This is a genomic window from Streptomyces sp. NPDC014894 (genome assembly GCF_043080985.1).
GTDB lineage: Bacteria > Actinomycetota > Actinomycetes > Streptomycetales > Streptomycetaceae > Streptomyces.
This window is the reverse complement of record NZ_JBIBWD010000003.1, coordinates 369,677-386,877: the sequence shown is the minus strand read 5'-3', so window position 1 is coordinate 386,877 and position 17,201 is coordinate 369,677. Positions and strand designations below refer to the sequence as shown.

Below are 17,201 nucleotides of genomic sequence, written 5' to 3'. Positions count from 1 at the left end.
AGTATCTGGAGGGGAACCCAGAGATGAGCCACAACCAGCCGGGGCCGTACGGGCAGCAGCCGCAGCAGCCCCCGCAGCCGCAGCCCGGACCGTACGGGCAGCAGCCGCAGCCGGGGCCGTACGGCGCGCCGGGCCCCTACGGCGCGCCGCAGCAGCAGCCCCAGCAGCCGCAGCAGCCCGGCTACGGGTACCCGCAGCACCCGGCCCCCGGGTACGGCTATCCCCAGCAGCCGCAGCAGCCGATAGCGGGCGGGCCCGGCGAGCAGCCGCAGCAGCCGGGCCAGTGGGGCGCGCCGCAGCAGCCCGGGCCGTACGGGCAGCAGCCGCCCTACCCCGGCGGACAGGTGCCGCCCCCGCCGCCCGCGCCCAAGAAGAAGACCGGTCTGATCGTCGGGGCCTGCGCGGTCGCGCTCGCGGTGATCGCGGGCGGCGCGTTCTTCCTGCTCGGCAGCGACGGCGGCGGCGACAGCCAGGTCGCCGACAGCACCAAGGGGTACAAGCTGACCCCGGCCGACTCGGTCGACGAGTTCGCCATGGAAGGCACGGTCAAGAACTCGACGCCGAGCGGCGAGAAGCTGGAGAAGGCCGAGAAGGTCGGGGTGAAGGGCCCCAAGGAGGTCAACGCCGAGTACGCGGCCGGCGAGAAGGGGGATTCCCCTCTCCAGCGCAAGGGACTGCTCTTCAGCGGTCTGTACGGCGAGATCTCCGACCCGGAGAAGGCGATCGACGTCTACTTCGAGCAGAGCGGGATGGAGAAGAGCGGGGCGGGCGAGCCCAAGATCGAGATGATCGGCGACTCCAAGGAGTACAAGCCCGCCGGCTTCGAGGGCGCGGTGATGAAGTGCCAGACCGCCAAGTTCGACCCCAAGGGCACCGGCGACGTCGGCGGCGGACTGAAGATGAAGACGTTCGAGACGCCCGTCTGCATGTGGGCCGACTACAGCACCATCGCCGCCCTCATCCCGCTGGACGCCGGGCAGATGTTCGGCATGGGCGGCAAGCCGCTGACCCAGGAGCAGCTCTCCGAGCTGACCGCCAAGCTCTACAAGACCTCGCGTACGAAGATCTGAGCCCGACGCACGGACGAGAGGGGGCCCGGCCATTCGGCCGGGCCCCCTCTCGTCCGTCTGCGTGACGGGCCGCTAGGCCGACTTCTCGTGGCGGCCGTCGTTCTTCACGATACGGGGCACCAGGGTCGGGTTGACGTTGTTGCGGACGACGTCGGCGGTGATGACGACCCGGGCGACGTCCTTGCGGGACGGCACCTCGTACATCACCGACTGGAGGACTTCCTCCATGATGGCGCGCAGTCCGCGGGCGCCGGTGCCGCGCAGGATGGCCTGGTCGGCGATGGCCTCCAGGGCGGGACGGTCGAAGTCCAGCTCGACTCCGTCGAGTTCGAACAGCCGCTGGTACTGCTTGACCAGCGCGTTGCGCGGCTCGACCAGGATCTTCAGCAGGGCCTCGCGGTCGAGGTTGTGGACCGAGGTGATGACGGGCAGCCGGCCGATGAACTCGGGGATCATCCCGAACTTCACCAGGTCCTCCGGCATGACCTCCTGGAACTGATTGCTCGCCTCGATCTCGCGCTTGGAGCGGATCGTGGCGCCGAAGCCGATGCCCTTCGCGCCCGCGCGCGACTCGATGATCTTCTCCAGACCGGCGAACGCGCCGCCCACGATGAAGAGCACATTCGTGGTGTCGATCTGGATGAACTCCTGGTGCGGGTGCTTCCGTCCGCCCTGCGGCGGCACGGAGGCGGTGGTGCCCTCCAGGATCTTCAGCAGCGCCTGCTGAACGCCCTCGCCCGAGACGTCCCGGGTGATGGAGGGGTTCTCGCTCTTCCGGGCCACCTTGTCGATCTCGTCGATGTAGATGATGCCCGTCTCGGCCTTCTTGACGTCGTAGTCAGCGGCCTGAATGAGCTTCAGCAGGATGTTCTCGACGTCCTCGCCGACATAGCCCGCCTCGGTGAGCGCGGTCGCGTCGGCGATGGCGAAGGGAACATTGAGCATCCGGGCGAGCGTCTGCGCCAGCAGGGTCTTGCCGGAGCCGGTGGGGCCCAGCAGCAGAATGTTGGACTTCGACAGCTCGATGCCGTCGTCACGGCCCTGCGCGCCGCCGGTCTCCCCGGCCTGAACGCGCTTGTAGTGGTTGTAGACCGCGACGGAGAGGGCCTTCTTCGCGGGCTCCTGCCCGACGACATAGCCCTCGAGGAACTCATAGATCTCACGAGGCTTGGGGAGCTCCTCCCACCGCACCTCGGAGGTCTCCGCGAGCTCCTCCTCGATGATCTCATTGCAGAGATCGATGCACTCGTCGCAGATGTACACACCCGGGCCTGCGATGAGCTTCTTCACCTGCTTCTGGCTCTTTCCGCAGAACGAGCACTTGAGCAGGTCGCCGCCATCACCGATGCGTGCCACGAGGTGCTTCCCCTTCGCCTGGGAGCGGCTTGGTTCGGCCGACTCCTGGTGCCTCATATCCGACGGTACCTTGCCGGGGCCCTCGTTCGGGCCCCCCTTGGCGCGGTTCACATGCTCGTGCACCGCGCCGAGGGTTGCGCACCGGTCAGGCCGCCGCTCCCGCGGTGGTCTTGCGGGTGGAGACGATCTGGTCGACCAGACCGTACGCCAGTGCCTCTTCGGCGGTCAGGATCTTGTCGCGCTCGATGTCGTCGCGGACCTTCTCGATCGGCGTGGTGGAGTGCTTGGCCAGCATCTCCTCCAGCTGCTCGCGCATCCGCAGGATCTCCTTGGCGGCGATCTCCAGGTCCGAGAGCTGCTCCCGGCCCGTCTGGGAGGACGGCTGGTGGATCAGCACACGGGTGTGCGGCAGGGCCATCCGCTTGCCGGGGGTGCCGGCGGCGAGCAGCACGGCCGCGGCGGAGGCCGCCTGGCCCATGCAGACCGTCTGGATGTCGGGCTTCACGAACTGCATCGTGTCGTAGATCGCCGTCAGCGCGGTGAAGGAGCCGCCGGGGCTGTTGATGTAGATCGAGATGTCCCGGTCGGGGTCCATCGACTCCAGGCAGAGCAGCTGGGCCATGACGTCATTGGCCGAGGCGTCGTCGATCTGCACGCCGAGGAAGATGATGCGCTCCTCGAACAGCTTCGCGTACGGGTCGTACTCCCGCACGCCCTGCGAGGTGCGCTCGACGAAGCGCGGGACGACATAGCGGTTGTCCAGCTGCGGGCCGGTGTAGAGGCCGCTCGCGGAGTTGTTGCTCATGTGGGTGTTCACCGTCCTGGTGGCGTTCTGCGTAACGTGCGCGGGCGTTCGCGGCGTTTCGCGGGCTGGAGTGGCTTGGGGGCGCCGGGGAGAGCGGCGGCCGGTGCTGCTGAGGGCTCTGGCCCGGCTCCCGCGGCGGGGTACGGGCCGCGGGAGCGGGGCGGCCGGCTCAGGCGCCGGTGCCGCCGCCGCCCGGAACGCCCGACGCGGCCGTGATGATCTCGTCGATGAGGCCGTACTCCTTGGCCTCCTCGGAGGTGAACCAGCGGTCCCGGTCGCCGTCGCGGATGATCGCCTCGACGGTCTGGCCGGAGTGCCGGGCGGTGATCTCCGCCATACGCTGCTTGGTGCGGAGCAGGTACTCGGCCTGGATCTTGATGTCGGAGGCGGTGCCGCCGAGTCCGGCCGAGCCCTGGTGCATCAGGATGTCGGTGTTGGGCAGGGCGAAACGCTTGCCCGCCGCGCCGCCGGTCAGCAGGAACTGGCCCATGGAGGCCGCCATGCCCATACCGATGGTCACCACGTCGTTCGGGATGTACTGCATGGTGTCGTAGACCGCCATGCCGGCCGTCACCGAACCGCCGGGGCTGTTGATGTAGAGGAAGATGTCCTTGTCCGGGTCAGCGGCAAGGAGCAGCAGCTGCGCGGTGATCTTGTTGGCGATGTCGTCGTCGACCTGCTGGCCGAGGAAGATGATGCGCTCGCCGAGCAGCCGGCTGTAGACCTGGTCGCCGAGGCCTCCACCAAGAAGGTCACCGGCGGCATAAGGCATCAGATTCGTCACGTATCCACCTGCTCGTCTCTGACGGCTGCCTGCCGTCTCAGCGTCTTCGTAGCTGGGGGCGGGTACTCCCCTGCCCTCGTACTCATGGACCCTAACGCGCAGGTCGGACAACGCCATCCCGGTTCCCGAACTGTTCGCTCGGAGCGCAAGGTGTCCACGGGAGGGTTGAGCGGAATCGGCGGGTTCGGTACGGCACAGGGCCCGGACGCGGCGGCGTCCGGGCCCTGTGCACGGCTGTGCGGGCTGAGAGGGTCGTCGGGGGCTCAGGCCTCCGGCTTGTCCTCGGCCTTCTCGTCGGCCTTGACCTCGGCCTTGTCGTCCGCGTCGGCGGCGACCTCAGCGGTCTCCGTGGTCTCAGCGGTCTCTTCTTCGTCGTCCAGGTCGACGACCTCGCCGTTGGTGTCCAGGACCTTGGAGGCCTCGACGACCAGGGCCAGCGCCTTGCCGCGGGCGACCTCGCCCACGAGCATCGGCACCTGGTTGCCCTCGACCACGGCCTGGGCGAACTGGTCCGGGCTCATGCCGGAGGAAGCGGCGCGCCGCATGAGGTGCTCGGTGAGCTCCTCCTGGTTGACGTTGAGCTTCTCCCGGTTGACCAGCTCATCGAGGATGAACTGGGTCTTGATGCCCTTGACCGCGGCTTCCTTGGTCTCGGCGACGAACTCGTCCTCGGTCTTGCCCTGGATCTCCAGGTACTTCGCGAGGTCCAGGCCCATCTGGCCGAGCTGGTGGTGCTCCAGGTTGTGCTTGCGGGTGTTGATCTCGTCCTCGAGAAGCTTCTCGGGGATCGGCACCTCCGCCAGCTCCAGGAGCTTCTCCAGGACGCGCTCCTGCGCCTGGGTGGCCTGGTCGTACTGCTTCATGCCGGCCAGCCGCTTGCGGCTGTCGGCCTTCAGGTCCTCGAGGGTGTCGAACTCACTCGCGAGCTGCGCGAAGTCGTCGTCCAGCTCGGGCAGCTCACGCTTGGCGACCGTGGTGACCTTCACGGTGACCTCGGCGTCCTTGCCCTCGGCCGAGCCGCCCTTGAGCTGGGAGGTGAAGGTGGCCTCGCCACCGGCCTCCACGCCCTTCACGGCGTCGTCGATGCCGTCGAGCAGCTCGCCCGAGCCGATCGTGTACTGGACGGCGGTCGCGACGCCGTCCTCCAGGACCTCGCCCTCGACCTTGGCCTCCAGGTCGATGGTGACGATGTCGCCGTCCTCGGCGGCACGCTCGACCGGCGTGGTGGAGGCGAAGCGCTCGCGCAGCTCCTCCACGGCCTTCTCGACGTCCTCGTCGGTGACCTCGATCGCGTCCACGGTGACCTCGATGCCGGAGTAGTCCGGGATCTCGATGGCCGGGCGGATGTCGACCTCGGCGGTGAAGTTCAGCGTCTCGCCGTCCTTCAGCTCCGTGATGTCGACCTCGGGCTGGCCGAGCGGGTTGATCTCCGCCTCATTGACCGCCTCGGTGTAGAACTTCGGGAGGGCCTCGTTGACGGCCTCCTCCAGCACAGCACCACGGCCGAACCGCTGGTCGATGATCCGGGCGGGGATCTTGCCCTTGCGGAAGCCCTTCACCGTGACCTGCTGGTTGATCTTCTTGTACGCCGCGTCGAGGCTGTCCTTGAGCTCCTCGAAGGGCACCTCGACAGTGAGCCGAACCCGGGTCGGGTTCAGGGTCTCCACGGCGCTCTTCACGGTTCGGTCTCCTTGGTGGCTGATTCTGGGGTTCTGCCGCATCCGCCGCACAGGCGGCGGCTCGGCCGATCGGCCCGGATCGTCGTCTCAGTCGTCTCACTCGGTCGGACTCATCGCCGGACACACGGGCACGCAGCTTGCATAGTAGCCGCACGCAGGATGAGCCCCACAACGCGATCTTGTGGGGGGTCGAAGACGATCGTGGTCGGGGTGGCCGGATTCGAACCGACGACCTTCCGCTCCCAAAGCGGACGCGCTACCAAGCTGCGCCACACCCCGCCGGTGCGACACGTAGGGTACATGTTCGCCGACAGAGCGGTCGCGGGATTTTCACGGCGCTTCGCCGCGGAGTGGAGCGGCGGCCGAACGGGGTGTGCGACCCGGGGCCCGGACCCGCTACGATGCTTCTCGTACCGCGGTCGGGCGATCCGCCCATGACCTGCGGTGCGACGCATGCGGGCGTAGCTCAATGGTAGAGCCCTAGTCTTCCAAACTAGCTACGCGGGTTCGATTCCCGTCGCCCGCTCTCTTCACGCCCTCGGGCCCGGTCGCCTCCGTCGCGACCGGGCCCGAGGCCGTTCGCGGCCCTGCCCCGCCGCCGGGCCGCATCGCCGCCGGACGCCGATGCGCACCGCGACCGAATGCAGGCCGCGCCCCCTTCCGCGCCGCGCCCTTTCCGCACCGCGCCCCGACGCACGCGGCCGGGCCCCGGACACGGCGAAGGGCCGACCGGTGGTTCACACCCGATCGGCCGCGGCTCTCCGCCGTCAGAAGCTGATGTCGTTGATCGTGGCCGCTATCGAGTTCAGGAACCGCTCGATGGACGGGGCCATGCCCGACGAGGCGAGGAAGAAGCCGAAGAGTATCGGGACGATCACCGGCCCGCCCTTGAGCTGGCCGGAGCGAATCATGATCACGAGGATGATTCCCAACAGCAGCACCACGGACAGTGAAATGGCCACAACTGATCACACCCTCGGTCGGTCCCGCACAACCGGCCGGGGCCATGCGGCCCTGCACACCCCTGCCTCAAGACCATCGTGCCACCAACAGCGCGTTGTATGCGGCCACCTGACAGAACGTCCGGGGCGGAATCACGCCATCCACCGGCCACGGGCCGCCATCGCCGCAGGACGCGGCGTCCGGAAGGCCGTCCGGGACCCGTACGGGGGCAACGGCGGGGCGGGGAATTCGGCTTGATCGTTGCCATGCGGGCACACAACGGTCACGAGAAATTCAAACATGGGGTGGGAGATATTTCACAGGGTCACAAAGTCGTGCTGAAATGCACCATTTAAGGAGGATTAATTGGGGCATAGGGGACAGTTGGCGGAGGTTTAGGAATCCAATAGGAGGAACTCGTAGGGGGTTTTACGAATTCGATTCCTCACGGCTAAGGTGCCTCGAATGTTCCACGCTCCGCATGGATATCGCAGGGCCCCCGGCCCCAAGGCCCGGGAGCCGGACCCCACCCCCACAGTCCCCACAGACCGAACGAGCGGTGGCGCCACCGCCGTTCTGACCACGCCGAAGACGGCCTCGCGGCCCGCCCCGGCCGCCGCCTCCCCCGGGCGGGACCCGTTCTTCGACAACGCGAAGTACCTGGCCATCGTGCTGGTCGCGATCGCGCACGCATGGGAACCGGTGATGGAGGGCAGCCGTGCCACACGGGCGCTGTACCTCGTCGTCTACACGTTCCACATGCCGGCGTTCATCGTGATCTCCGGCTACTTCTCCCGAAGCTACTCCGGGCGCCCGCACCAGCTGAGACGGCTGCTGACCGGCATCGCCCTGCCGTATGTCGTCTTCGAGCTGGTCTACACCCTGCTCAGGCGGTGGCTCGACAAGGGATCCGATCAGCCGATCAGCCTGCTCGACCCGTTCTATCTGACGTGGTTCCTGGCCGCGCTGTTCGTCTGGCGGCTGACCGCCCCGCTGTGGCGGCAGATCCGCCGTCCGCTGCCGGTCGCGATCGTGATCGCCTGTCTCGCGGCGATCTCGCCGAACATCGGGGAGGACCTGAACCTCCAGCGGGTGCTCCAGTTCCTGCCGTTCTTCGTGCTGGGGCTGGTGCTGAAGCCGGAGCACTTCCAGCTGGTGCGGCGGCGGGAGGTGCGGATGCTCGCGGTGCCGCTCTTCGCCGTGACGCTGGCTCTCGCGTACTGGGTCGCGCCCCATGTGAAGCTGGGCTGGTTCTACCGCTCCGACAGCGCCCAGGAGCTGGGCATGCCCTGGTGGACCGGGGTGGTGACGACCCTCGCGATCTTCGCGCTCGGGGTGCTGCTCACCGCCGGGTTCCTGGCCTGGGTCCCCCGGCGCAAGACCTGGTTCACGGCGCTCGGGGTGGGCACGATCTGCGGCTATCTGCTGCACGGGCTGCCGCTGAAGGCCGCGGAGTACACGGGCTTCTTCGAAGCGAACGCCTGGCTGAGCGATCCGGCCGGAGAGATCCTGCTCACGCTGGTCACCACCGTCATGGTCACCCTGTTCTGCACCCCGCCGGTGCGGCGGGCGCTGCGCTGGGCGACCGAGCCCGACATGGAGTGGGCGTTCCGGCGGGACGCCGCCGAGCTGGGGCCCAAGCGCTAGATCGGGGCCCGAGCACTGGGTCGGGGCCCGAGCGCCGGGTCCGGTTTCCCGGAACGGGTCCGTTTCCGGGAAACCGGGTCAGGGCTGGGAGCCCTCGGCCAGTCCGAGCAGGGCGCGGGTGGCGGCGTACTTCTCGGTGAGCCGGGTGCGGGTGGGCTCGTCGAGGACGGCGAGCCGCACCGGGTCGGTGTTGCTCGCGAGATCGGCCTCCTTGACGAGGAGGGCGCCCGGGGTGGCGAGGATCCGCCGGGTGTAGGACTCCAGGTCCTCGCCCTCACCGCGGGTGAGGGCGAGGACCATGTCTTTGACGGACTGGTGGAGCGGGGCCGTCTGGAGCCACTCCAGCGAGAGGACATGGTCCTCCAGGGCGTCGTGGAGCCAGCCGGCCGCGATCTGTTCCTCGCTGCCGCCCCGGGCGCGGACGCCCTCGGCGACCGCCGCGATGTGCTCGGCGTAGGGGCGGCCGGACTTGTCGGTCCGTCCCGCGTGGGCGTCGCGGGCGATGGATTCGACCTGGGCGAGGGTCAGCGGCTGGGACATGCCACCGACTCTACGGCCGTCTCCCCTCCCCCGCCCTCGATCGGGCGGCCGGTGCCGCTCAGGTGCGCAGGGCCGTCCGGGCCGGCAGCGCGGTGGAGGCGAGGGAGAGGCCGAGGATCGCGGCGACGAGGGAGCCGTACAGCAGCGGGGGGATGTGCGGCGGCTCGCCGGTGAGGCCGTTCGTCATGGGGATGAGGGTGGCCAGCGCGATGCCGGTGCCGAGCGCGAGGCCGATGACGGCGACGAGCAGCGCCTCCCAGCGGATCATGCCCATGACCTGCCTGCGGGTGGAGCCGATCAGCCGCAGCATGCCCAGCTCACGACGGCGGTCCAGCACCGTCATCACCAGGGTGTTCGCCGCCGCCACGGCCGCGAATCCGCCCAGGATCGCCGCCATCGTCGTATTCGCCCACGCGTTCAGCTCACGTTCCGTGCTCTGGGCCGAGGCATAGCCGTCGCGGTCGTGGACCGTGCCCAGCGCCGCGAGCGCCCCGGCCGCCGCGGGAGTCCCCCGTACCAGCAGATCGTTCGGGTACGGGGACGAGACATGGCCGGTGAGGGCGGCCGCCGGGAGGGTGACCTCGGCGAGGCCGAGACCGCGTCCGTACAGGGCCACCACCTTCGCGCGGGAGGCCGTGCCGTCCGGGAGCCGGAAGTCGAAGCGGTCGCCGACGCCGACTCCGGCCGAGTCCGCGAGCGCCGCGTCGAGCGCGACCTTCCCGGGGCCGAGATTCCGCAGCGAGCCCTCCCGTACCCCGAGGTCCTGCACCTTCGCCAGATCGGCCGCGCGGCCGCCGACGCCCTGTGCGGAGGCTTGGAGCAGCGAGACGTCGGGGCCGGAGTCGGCGGTGACCAGGACGGAGGTGCGGAGCAGGGAGACGGCCGCCGAAACGCCGGAGGTCGCGGCCGCGCGCTCGGGGGCGTCCAGCGGCAGTGTGCCGTCGCGGCCGGTCACCACATGGTCGGCGGTGACGCCGGCGCGCTGCTGGCGTTCCGTCGCCCGGTCGGTGCTGGTCTGGAGAAAGACCAGCACCGAGGCGAACGCGGTCGCCAGCACGATCGGGGTGATCGCGGAGGCCAGCCGCCGGGCGTTGGCCGCCGAGTTGGCGGCGGCGAGCGAGGCGGAGGCGCCGGCCGCGCGGAGCGGCAGTCCGAAGAGCGCCGCGCAGGCCCGGGCGATGAGCGGGCCGAGCAGGGCCACCGCCAGCATGAAGGTCATCACGACGCCGAGCGCCGCGTCCGCCGCGGCGCTCCCCGTCTCCTCGGCGGCGATTTTGGTGAGGACGATCCCGCCGACCAGCGCGGCGATGCCCAGCGGTGTACGGATCCAGCCGAATCCGAGGCGTTCGACAGAGGCGTCGGCCAGCGCCTGGCCCGGCTTGATCCGGGAGGGGCGGCGGGCGGCCAGGAATCCGGCGAGGAGCGCGGTGACGACGGCGGTGCCCGCGGCGGCCGTCAGCGGGATCCAGGACACGCTCAGCTCCACGGCGGCGGGGATCGCGCCCTTGTCCCGGAGCTGTCCGAACCACCAGGTCGCCAGCGCGAGCCCGGGCAGACAGCCGAGGGCGCCGGCGGCCGGGGCGACGAGCAGGGCCTCGGTCGCGATCGAGCGGCGCACCTGGCGCGGGGTCGCGCCGATGGCCCGCAGCAGGGCGAACTCGCGCCGCCGCAGTCCGACGGAGAGCGCGACGGTGCCGGCGGCGGTGAAGACGGCGACCATCGTGGCGATGCCGCCGAAGGAGCCGCCGAGCCCCGTGAGGAGTTCCTTCGCCCCGGCGAGCGCGGAGCTCTCGGCCTCTCCCCTGGCGTCCCCGGTGCGGACCCGGGGCTTGTCGTCGCCGGCGCCGAGGACCGAGGTCAGCTCCGCGGCGAGCGCGCGGGGCTCGGTCCCCCGCTCGGGCAGGACCGCGATGGCGTCGATCTTCCCCGCCCGGTCGGCGAGGTTCAGGGCCTCGGCGTCGGCGAACCAGGCTCCGGCGCCGCCGCCGGTCAGGCCCGAGACGGTGAAGCCCCGGCTTCCGGCGGGGGTTTCGAGGGTGACCCGCTCGCCGATCCGCGCGCCGCCGCCGAGGACGACCTCGCCGGGGCGCGGCGCGTTCCCGGAGCGGAGCGCGACGCCGGTGAAGGCGGTCGATCCCCAGTTCTGCGCGGGCAGGGCCGCCTTCTCGTCCCGTACGGAGAAGGCGATGTCGGGTACGGCTCGGGCCGCGCCGGGGACGGCGGCGGCCGTGCGGAGCAGGGCGCCGTCCAGCCGGGCCCGGCCGGGCAGTTCGGCGTGGGCGTCGTACCGGCCCTCGCCGCTGCCGACCCAGAGGTGGGCCCGCTGGTCGGCCTCGACGACGACCGGCGCGCCCGCGTAGCGCTGCGGCGGCACAGTGGCCCTGACCCCGCTCTCCAGCATGATTCCGCAGGCGGAGACGATCGCGGCGGTCATCAGCAGGGCGACGAAGGTGCCGATGAACGAGGAGGGCTTGAAGCGGATGGCCGCGCGGGCCAGACCGTTGGGACGGAACATCAGGCGGCCGCCCCCGCGAAGGCGGTGCGCGAGGTCAGCGACCGCATCCTGGCGGCGATCCGCTCCGCGTCCGGCGAGGTGAGGCTGTCGGCGATGGAGCCGTCCGCGAGGAAGAGCACGCGGTCGGCGTAGCCGGCGGCGACGGGGTCGTGGGTGACCATGACGACGGTGGCGCCGAGGCCGTCGACGGCCGAGCGCAGCAGGGTGAGGATCTCGGCGGCCGTGGTGGTGTCCAGGGCTCCGGTGGGTTCGTCGGCGAAGATCACGTCGGGCCGGGTGACCAGGGCGCGGGCGAGGGCGACGCGCTGCTGCTGGCCGCCGGACAGCTCGGCGGGGCGGCGGGCGCCCTTGTCGCCGAGGCCGACCTGGCCGAGGACCTCGGCGGCCCGGCGGCGGTCGGGGCGCTCGCCCGCGAGCCGCATCGGGAGCAGCACGTTCTGCTCGACCGTCAGCGACGGCAGCAGGTTGAACGCCTGGAAGACGAAGCCGAGCCGGGTGCGGCGCAGCACGGTGAGCTTGTTCTCGTTCATTCCGGTGATCTCGGTGCCGCCGAGGCGGACGGATCCGGCGGTGGGGCGGTCGAGGCCGGCGGCGCACTGGAGGAAGGTGGACTTGCCGGAGCCGGAGGGGCCCATCACGGCGGTGAAGCTGCCGCGCGGGAGGACGAGGTCGATGCCGCGCAGGGCGTGGACCGCGCCGCCGCCCCTGCCGTACTGACGGCGGACGCCGGCGAGTTCGACGGCGGCGGGGGTGTTCGGCGCGTGCGCGGGGTGGTCCGGGGTGTTCGGCGCGTGCGCGGGGTGGTCCGGGGTGTGCGCCCCGGTCCGGCCCGGCGCGTACGCCGGGTGGTCCGACGGCGGGTACGCCGGGTGGTCCTGCGCGTACCGCGGCGTGGCGGAGTGAACGGGGTGGGGGTCGTGCGGACCGGACGGGCCGGGGGCGGTCGAGGCCGTCCCCCGGATGTCCTCGGTGTCCCGTCGGTTGCGGCGCCGCAGCCCCATCGTGTCCTCCGTTGTCGCTGTCTGTGCAGGTCAGTGCAGGTTGATGCTCTGACGCTACGGAGCGCGGGCGGGTCGGGCCATGGCGGTCGCAGGCGCATCGGAGGTAGGGAGAACCCCACCCCCGGACGCTCTTCCCTCTCACCGCGAAGTCGATATAGTTGCGAACGTCAATCTTTTGGTAAACTAATTACTGACGGTTCCTTGACGCCCTCTTGACGGCCCTAAACGGAGGACGAACCCATCGGACACGCGGACACTCTCATCGCCATGGGCGGCGCATTCCTCGCCGCCGCCCTGCTCGCCCGCCTCGGCGGCCGTATCGGCCTGCCCACGATTCCCCTGTTCATCCTGGCCGGGATCCTTCTCGGCCCGCACACCCCCGGCATCGTGCTGCTCTCCGACCCGCACGATCTGGAGATGCTCTCGGCCCTCGGGCTGGTCCTGCTGCTCTTCTATCTCGGGCTGGAGTTCCACCTCGACGATCTGAAGGCCGGCGGCCGGCGGATGGCCATGGCCGGAGGGGCGTATCTGCTCCTCAACGTCGGCGCCGGACTCGGCTTCGGCTTCGCGCTCGGCTGGGGCACCTCGGAGGCGCTGGTCCTCGCCGGCGTCCTCGGCATCTCCTCGTCCGCGATCGTGACGAAGGTGCTGGTCGACCTCGGCCGCATCGGCAACCCCGAGACCAAACCGATTCTCGGCATCATCGTGGTCGAGGACATCTTCCTCGCGCTCTACCTCGCCGCCCTCCAGCCGATCCTGTCGGGCGCGGACAGCCTCTCCGCCGCCGTCATGGACGCGGGCAAGGCCTTCGGCTTCCTGCTGGCGCTGGCGCTCGCCGCCCGCTTCGGGACCAAGGTCATCGGACGGCTCATCAACACCCGCGACGACGAACTGCTCGTCATCTCCTTCCTGGGCGCGGCCGTCTTCATGGCCGGCGTGTCGGAGTGGTTCGGAGTCGCCGACGCCATCGGCGCGTTCATGGTCGGCCTGATGCTCGGCAGCACGACGTCGGGCGAGCGCATCCTGAAGCTGGTCCACCCGCTGCGGGACGCCTTCGGCGCCATCTTCTTCTTCGCCTTCGGCCTCTCCATCGACCCGGGCGACCTGCCGACCGTGCTCTGGCCGGTGCTGGCCGCGGTCGCGGTGACGCTGGCGATGAACGTGCTCGCGGGGCTCGCCGCCGCGCGGATCTACAAATTCGGCCCCGGCCCGACCGCGAACATCGCCACCACGCTGCTGGCGCGCGGTGAGTTCGCCCTGATCCTCGCCACCATGGCGGCCGGGGCCGGGCTGGACGAGCGGCTCTCGCCGTTCATCGCGGGGTACGTCCTCGTGCTGGCCGTGCTCGCTCCGCTGGTGGCCGGCCGGTCCCACCTGCTGGCCCGGATCCTGCCCTCGTACGCGAAACCGGAGCCCGAGCTGTCCCGGCTCTGACCCGCGTACGGGCGCCCCGGCCCCGGTCGTGTACGGACCCGCCGTCCGTACGCGACCGGGGCCGGGGCCGTTCGGCGGGGGTGCGGTCCTGGGCCGGAGCGGGAGGCGGTCCGGAACGGGCGCCGGAGCCCGATCGGACGGCGGTCCGGAGCGGGCGGTGGCCCGGAAACAGGCGGTGGTCCGGAGCGGGCGGCGGTCCGGAAACAGGCGGTGGCCCGGATCGGGCGTCAACCCCCGTGGGCGGGCGGACACCTTGGGGTGAATGGGGCCCGGCGGGCGGATGCGATCGCGGGGTCCGGGTATCCCGGGGGCGGGTCTGCGAACGGGCCCACCGCCCTCGTACCCGCTCCCCCGGAGGTTCCCCGTGCGCCGTACCGCGCTGATCGCCGCCGCCGTGACCGTCTTCGCCGCGCTCGCCGCCGCTCCCGCGTCCGCCGGGCCCTCGCCGTGGCCGCCGCCCCGGGCCGCGCCCGCCGCTTCGGTCGCCCACTTCGCCGGCTCGGACTGCCCGGCGGGCGCGCTCTGCCTCTACCGCGACCGCGACTTCACGGGCGGCGGGATCGCCCTCGGGCCCGACACCTACGTCGAGCGGCTCGGGGACCACGGCTTCGACGACCGGATGTCGTCCTGGTCCAATGACACCGGCCAGGTGTGCGACTGGTGGACCGACGAGGGCCGGGGAGGCGTCATCCACGACATCCGGGACGGCTACCGCGTCAATGTGCTGCCCGGCGAGAACGACACCGCGTCGTCGGTCGAGTGCTGGTGAGTCCCGGCCTCCACCGGTGAGTCCCGGCCTCCGCGTCTCCCGGCCGCCGGCCGTGGGACCCGGTCCCGCCCGCTCCTCCGGCGGCCGACGGCGGTGCCGCCGGAGGAGGGGGCGGGGATCCGGGCTCCCGACGGGCCCGGCCCCGGACTCAGCACCGGGAGCGTCTCTTCGTCTCGCACTCGCACCAGACCGTCTTGCCGCGCGGCGGGAGCGGATCGACTCCCCAGCGGTCGGCCACCGCCTCCACCAGCATCAGTCCGCGCCCGCTCTCGTCCAGGGCCGACGCCCCCGGCCGGCCGCCCGCGGGCGTCCTCGGCATCCGGCCCCACGCGTCGCTCACCTCGATCCGCACCCCCCAGGGCAGTCGCAGCAGACGCAACGCGCAGCGTCGGTCGGGGACATGGCGCACGACATTGCCGAGCAGTTCGGTCACCGCCAGCTCGGCGGCGTCCACCACCTCTTCCAGAGACCAGAGATGGAGATACGCCCGGGTGATACGGCGCAGATGGCGAGGAGAATGCTCACCCACAGTGAAGTTCATCCGATAGCTTGAGGCCGAGGCCGGATCGATCAATTGCACGATAACTCCAGGTGAGGAACGGTAGGTTGAGTCCCTTCCCCGCCAGACCTCGCTCTAGTGATTACGCTTGGCCACAATCGAGTGCCATCCCAGGCCGCCCCGACGGCCGCGGCCGGCCGGGCGCCCGGGCGCGAACGCCCCAAAAAAGTTGAGAACTCGCCACCACAACGACTTTCAGCCCGCTACAGTCTGGATCACAGCACTCACTGTCCGGGGTGGAAGAGCCTTCCGTCCGCACTCCACGGGCTTCGGTGAGTGGCGCGAAATCGCTCGATACGGAACTCCCGCCGGGCGATGAGCCGGACCCCTTCGACCGCATCGGCGCAGACCGTGCCCCGCGGTCGGCCACTCGGTGAGATTCCCGGTCCCGCATGCCCGGAAGCCGATCTTCCGAGGCTTCTCCCTGCCCTGCGGCAACCCGTCCCCACCTGGGGATGCCGCCACCGAACCAGGACATTCCCCCCTCCTCGGCGACTTCTTGGAAATCGGTGGATTTTCTCCGGACCGGGGCATTGCGGGTGGCGTTTTTGGCCACCAGGATGCTCCCACCGGTGCACTGTCCGTCACCGTGTCGGGTCTCGCCCGTCCCTCCTGAAGTGAACACTTCACCGGGCGCACCCGTAATCGACGGCAAGCCGCCGGGCCGACAAGGAGGTCTGCCAATGATGATCGACCCCCGCACCGCCACCACGCTCGCACTGCGCTGTGCCGCAGTCATCGCCGTACCGGTGCTGTTCGCCACAGCCGTCCCCTGGACCGCGCACGCCCACGGGGCGCCGGTCGACCCCATGAGCCGGGCCGCGGCCTGCGGCGCGACGGAGGCGGCGAAGAACTCGACCGCCTGCCGGGCCGCCCTGGCCGCGAACGGAGGACTGACGTTCGACGCCTGGGACAAGGTGGGTGTGGCCGGGGTCCAGGGACGGGATCGCGAACTCATACCGGACGGGCAGCTGTGCAGCGCCGGTCTGGACGCGTACCGCGGACTGGACATCACCCACGCCGAATGGCCCACCACCCAGCTGACATCGGGCGAGAGCTTCACCCTGGAGTACCGGTCGACCGTGGAGCATCCAGGGAGATTCGACCTGTACCTCACCAAGGCGGGGTACGACCCGTCGAAGGCGCTGCGCTGGGCCGATCTGGAGAGCGAGCCGTTCGCCTCGGTCAAGGACCCCGAGGCGAAGGACGGCGTCTACCGGATCGGAGGAACGATTCCTCAGGATCTGACCGGGCCTCATGTGCTCTATACCGTCTGGCGGAACACGGACACCCAGGACACCTACTACTCCTGCTCGGACGTGGTCCTCACCAGCGAGACCCCGGAGACCGGCAGCTTCGGTCTCTACGGGAAGCAGAGCCCGGTCAGCGCGCTGGACACGCCGTCGGCCGCCGCGGACAGCAAGCCGTCCGCCCGGGCCGAGGCGGTGGTGGACTCCGGGAACGGCGTCTCCTTCAAGATGATCGCCGGTGGATTCGCCGCGCTGGCACTGCTCGTCCTGGGCGCGCTCGCGACGCTCCGCCCGCCGGGGCGGGCCCAGGGAGATGGGTACGACGACGACGGGCGGGGTGGGTATGGCGGGCCCGGTGGACATGGCGGACACGGCGGGCCCGGTGGACAGGGTGGGCCCGGTGGGCCCGGTGGGCCCGGTGGCGGGCATGACGGCGGCCCGGGGCACGGGCACCGGCACCGGCGTTGAGCCAGGACGGCGATGAGAGCGGCCGCGCGGTGAGGGGGCGGCGGGCGGACGGCTGCGGTCGGGCGGTCGGCAGCGGTCCGCGGTGATCGGCGCGGGGGGTGCGGGGCGGGGCCCCGGTGCAGCACACCCAGCCCCGCCGGCGATTGAGGCGCGCGGGGGCGGGGCGGAGCCCCGGTGCAGCGGTCCGATTCACTGCGGGAAACCGGGGCCCGGGGCCGTCCTCAAACGCCGGACGGGCTGGAATGCCACAGCCCCACCGGCCTTGGAAACGCCGGGCCCCGGGCAGAACCCCGGCACAGCACACCCAGCCCCGCCGGCGATTGAGGCGCGCGGGGGCGAGGCGGAGCCCCGGTGCAACGGTCCGATTCACTGCGGGAAACCG

14 protein-coding genes and 2 tRNA genes are annotated in these 17,201 nt (G+C 70.8%); 6 read left to right on the top strand and 10 right to left on the bottom strand.

What is annotated here, in order from left to right:
* The first annotated feature begins 23 nt into the window (after positions 1 to 23).
* Complete coding sequence (locus tag ACF089_RS09590; protein WP_392024131.1) at positions 24 to 1,070, top strand: hypothetical protein; 1,047 nt, start codon at positions 24 to 26, stop codon at positions 1,068 to 1,070.
* Positions 1,071 to 1,142: 72 nt separating this feature from the next.
* Here the strand turns inward: ACF089_RS09590 and clpX are convergent, their stop codons facing one another.
* The 5 genes from clpX to ACF089_RS09565 form a co-directional block, all read right to left on the bottom strand.
* Positions 1,143 to 2,426 (bottom strand): ATP-dependent Clp protease ATP-binding subunit ClpX, encoded by a 1,284-nt coding sequence (gene clpX, locus ACF089_RS09585; RefSeq protein WP_351545469.1) that lies wholly within the window; start codon positions 2,424 to 2,426, stop codon positions 1,143 to 1,145.
* 145 nt (positions 2,427 to 2,571) lie between these two features.
* The gene (locus ACF089_RS09580; RefSeq protein ID WP_392024129.1) at positions 2,572 to 3,231 is read right to left on the bottom strand and encodes an ATP-dependent Clp protease proteolytic subunit; all 660 of its coding nucleotides are present in this window, start codon (positions 3,229 to 3,231) and stop codon (positions 2,572 to 2,574) included.
* A gap of 169 nt (positions 3,232 to 3,400) precedes the next feature.
* Entirely contained in the window at positions 3,401 to 4,003 is a 603-nt protein-coding gene (locus tag ACF089_RS09575) for an ATP-dependent Clp protease proteolytic subunit (protein ID WP_392024769.1), read from the bottom strand.
* A 275-nt stretch (positions 4,004 to 4,278) separates the two neighbouring features.
* The gene (tig, locus tag ACF089_RS09570; protein WP_392024127.1) at positions 4,279 to 5,694 is read right to left on the bottom strand and encodes a trigger factor; all 1,416 of its coding nucleotides are present in this window, start codon (positions 5,692 to 5,694) and stop codon (positions 4,279 to 4,281) included.
* Positions 5,695 to 5,896: 202 nt separating this feature from the next.
* A tRNA-Pro gene (locus ACF089_RS09565) sits at positions 5,897 to 5,973 on the bottom strand.
* 176 nt (positions 5,974 to 6,149) lie between these two features.
* Here ACF089_RS09565 and ACF089_RS09560 point away from each other — a divergent pair.
* A tRNA-Gly gene (locus ACF089_RS09560) sits at positions 6,150 to 6,220 on the top strand.
* Positions 6,221 to 6,461: 241 nt separating this feature from the next.
* Here ACF089_RS09560 and ACF089_RS09555 read toward each other — a convergent pair.
* Complete coding sequence (locus ACF089_RS09555; protein ID WP_392024125.1) at positions 6,462 to 6,656, bottom strand: hypothetical protein; 195 nt, start codon at positions 6,654 to 6,656, stop codon at positions 6,462 to 6,464.
* A gap of 445 nt (positions 6,657 to 7,101) precedes the next feature.
* Between ACF089_RS09555 and ACF089_RS09550 the strand changes: the two genes are divergently transcribed.
* On the top strand, positions 7,102 to 8,283 hold the full coding sequence (locus ACF089_RS09550; protein WP_392024122.1) for an acyltransferase family protein: 1,182 nt from the start codon (positions 7,102 to 7,104) through the stop codon (positions 8,281 to 8,283).
* Positions 8,284 to 8,361: 78 nt separating this feature from the next.
* Here ACF089_RS09550 and ACF089_RS09545 read toward each other — a convergent pair whose 3' ends face one another.
* Genes ACF089_RS09545 through ACF089_RS09535 form a run of 3 tightly spaced genes read right to left on the bottom strand, consistent with a single transcriptional unit; the run spans position 8,362 to position 12,339 of the window.
* A complete protein-coding gene (locus ACF089_RS09545; RefSeq protein WP_392024120.1) occupies positions 8,362 to 8,823 on the bottom strand; it encodes an HD domain-containing protein in 462 nt (153 codons plus the stop codon).
* Positions 8,824 to 8,881: 58 nt separating this feature from the next.
* Positions 8,882 to 11,338: an ABC transporter permease gene (locus ACF089_RS09540; protein ID WP_392024117.1), complete on the bottom strand. Its 2,457-nt coding sequence runs from the start codon at positions 11,336 to 11,338 to the stop codon at positions 8,882 to 8,884.
* The gene (locus tag ACF089_RS09535; protein ID WP_392024115.1) at positions 11,338 to 12,339 is read right to left on the bottom strand and encodes an ATP-binding cassette domain-containing protein; all 1,002 of its coding nucleotides are present in this window, start codon (positions 12,337 to 12,339) and stop codon (positions 11,338 to 11,340) included. The genes ACF089_RS09540 and ACF089_RS09535 overlap by 1 nt, the downstream gene beginning before the upstream one ends.
* A gap of 267 nt (positions 12,340 to 12,606) precedes the next feature.
* On the opposite strand from ACF089_RS09535, the gene ACF089_RS09530 reads away from it, so the two are divergent.
* Entirely contained in the window at positions 12,607 to 13,773 is a 1,167-nt protein-coding gene (locus ACF089_RS09530) for a cation:proton antiporter (RefSeq protein ID WP_392024112.1), read from the top strand.
* Positions 13,774 to 14,137: 364 nt separating this feature from the next.
* Positions 14,138 to 14,542, top strand: coding sequence for a peptidase inhibitor family I36 protein (locus ACF089_RS09525; protein ID WP_392024111.1), 405 nt, complete (start codon positions 14,138 to 14,140; stop codon positions 14,540 to 14,542).
* Between the two features lie 148 nt (positions 14,543 to 14,690).
* Here the strand turns inward: ACF089_RS09525 and ACF089_RS09520 are convergent, their stop codons facing one another.
* On the bottom strand, positions 14,691 to 15,071 hold the full coding sequence (locus ACF089_RS09520; RefSeq protein WP_392024109.1) for an ATP-binding protein: 381 nt from the start codon (positions 15,069 to 15,071) through the stop codon (positions 14,691 to 14,693).
* 713 nt (positions 15,072 to 15,784) lie between these two features.
* Between ACF089_RS09520 and ACF089_RS09515 the strand changes: the two genes are divergently transcribed.
* A complete protein-coding gene (locus tag ACF089_RS09515) occupies positions 15,785 to 16,819 on the top strand; it encodes a lytic polysaccharide monooxygenase (RefSeq protein WP_392024107.1) in 1,035 nt (344 codons plus the stop codon).
* The last annotated feature ends 382 nt before the right edge of the window (positions 16,820 to 17,201 follow it).

What these genes read in the sequence shown, in the direction of transcription:
- ACF089_RS09590 (WP_392024131.1), top strand. Translation starts at nt 24, where the DNA reads ATGAGCCACAACCAGCCGGGGCCGTACGGGCAGCAGCCGCAGCAGCCC.
- ACF089_RS09580 (WP_392024129.1), bottom strand. Translation starts at nt 3,231, where the DNA reads ATGAGCAACAACTCCGCGAGCGGCCTCTACACCGGCCCGCAGCTGGAC.
- ACF089_RS09575 (WP_392024769.1), bottom strand. Translation starts at nt 4,003, where the DNA reads ATGCCTTATGCCGCCGGTGACCTTCTTGGTGGAGGCCTCGGCGACCAG.
- ACF089_RS09550 (WP_392024122.1), top strand. Translation starts at nt 7,102, where the DNA reads ATGTTCCACGCTCCGCATGGATATCGCAGGGCCCCCGGCCCCAAGGCC.
- ACF089_RS09545 (WP_392024120.1), bottom strand. Translation starts at nt 8,823, where the DNA reads ATGTCCCAGCCGCTGACCCTCGCCCAGGTCGAATCCATCGCCCGCGAC.
- ACF089_RS09540 (WP_392024117.1), bottom strand. Translation starts at nt 11,338, where the DNA reads ATGTTCCGTCCCAACGGTCTGGCCCGCGCGGCCATCCGCTTCAAGCCC.
- ACF089_RS09535 (WP_392024115.1), bottom strand. Translation starts at nt 12,339, where the DNA reads ATGGGGCTGCGGCGCCGCAACCGACGGGACACCGAGGACATCCGGGGG.
- ACF089_RS09530 (WP_392024112.1), top strand. Translation starts at nt 12,607, where the DNA reads ATGGGCGGCGCATTCCTCGCCGCCGCCCTGCTCGCCCGCCTCGGCGGC.
- ACF089_RS09515 (WP_392024107.1), top strand. Translation starts at nt 15,785, where the DNA reads ATGATGATCGACCCCCGCACCGCCACCACGCTCGCACTGCGCTGTGCC.